The organism is Streptomyces sp. NRRL S-495 (assembly GCF_000966955.1).
GTDB lineage: Bacteria > Actinomycetota > Actinomycetes > Streptomycetales > Streptomycetaceae > Kitasatospora > Kitasatospora purpeofusca.
Window position 1 is genome coordinate 1 of the sequence record NZ_JZWY01001160.1, and the last position, 1,292, is coordinate 1,292.

Sequence of the window (1,292 nt, forward strand, 5' to 3'; positions counted from 1 at the left end):
AGTGGCGGTGCGGGACGGGGTGGTGGAGGGCGTCGGCGACATCGAGGGCGTGACGGTGGGCGTCGCGGTGACCGTCGGCGTGGGCGTCGGCGTGGCCGTCGCCGGACGCGACGGAGTGGCGGTGGCGGTGGCGGTGGGCGTAGGCGTAGCCGTGGACTTGGGCGGGGCCGTCCGCGACGGAGCCGCGGTGGGGACCGGGGCCGGCGGGGCCGGCTCCTTGATCCGGAACCCGGCGCAGCCCACCGCGCACGCGCAGCCGTAGCTGCCCTGGTCCACCGGCTGTCCGGTCCTGGGGTCGAGCCGCGCGGCGAAGGTCACCGGCGCGACACCGGCCTTGCCGCGCGGGGCCTTCGCCGAGAACGAGGCACGGACCTTGAGCACGAGGCTGCGACCCTTCCGCACCGCAAGCAGCGCGTCGTCGGAGACGCCGTCGCCGCCCCCGGCCCCGAGCACCATCAGGACGCTGCCGTCCGCCCCCTCACCGCCCGGGGCGGGGGAGCCGGGGAGCCAGGCGGAACCGCCGGGAAGCCGGTACTCGACCGTGAGGTCGGCGGCGCGGAGGTCACCGGCCTGGTTCTTGAACTTCAGCAGCGCGAAGGCCACGAAGTCCTGGTCGGTCGGGTTGCTGACGGTCACGGTGAACTCCTTGGCCGCGCCGCCCGCCTCGAACTCCCGCGGGACCCCGGTCACCGTCGGCTCCAGGCCCCGCTGCAGCGGGACGTCCAGGTGCAGCGCCGGGGTCGAGGGTCCGGCCGAAGCGGCATCGGCGGTGGCGCCTGCCACACCGACCGGGACGGCCGACAGGACGAGTGCGGTGGCACCCGCGAGGATCAGACTGCGGGGGGTGGACAACGTGGTCACCTTCCGGCGAGGAGGAGTTCCGACACCCGTCTCGGTGTCTGCCGGTGAGAGCCGCCGCGTCCCCGCCCGTCCTGCGGCGATGCGAATTCGTTACTGGAACGCGGCGGGCCCGCGCCGTGCGGCGGCCCGGCCGTGCGGCACTACGGCTGCCGCGGCGGGGCCGGAACCTCGGACGGGGGCTCCGAGCCGGGCAGGCCGGACCCGGGGGTGCTCGGCACCGGCACGGTGGGCCGGTTCGTGCCCCCGGTGCTCGGGGCGGGCGAGGTCGCCGCCTCCGTCGGACGCGCGGTGGCCGGCGGTGGCGTGGCAGGCCCGGGCACCCGGTCGGGCGTGGGTCGGAGGCCGTCGGAGTGCTCGGACGAGGAGCGTCCGCCCGGCAGCGGCACGCCGGGGGCGGCGGGAGCGGTGGGGGCGGGCACCCCGGGCACGGG

Annotated in this window: 2 pseudogenes; one reads left to right on the forward strand and one right to left on the reverse strand. The window is 77.3% G+C overall.

The features are described from left to right. Window positions 1–852 (reverse strand): annotated as a pseudogene (locus VR45_RS46480) (hypothetical protein); the annotation flags it as partial. Between the two features lie 216 nt (window positions 853–1,068). Between VR45_RS46480 and VR45_RS49785 the strand changes: the two are divergent. Beyond that, a pseudogene (locus VR45_RS49785) lies at window positions 1,069–1,292 on the forward strand (hypothetical protein); the annotation flags it as partial.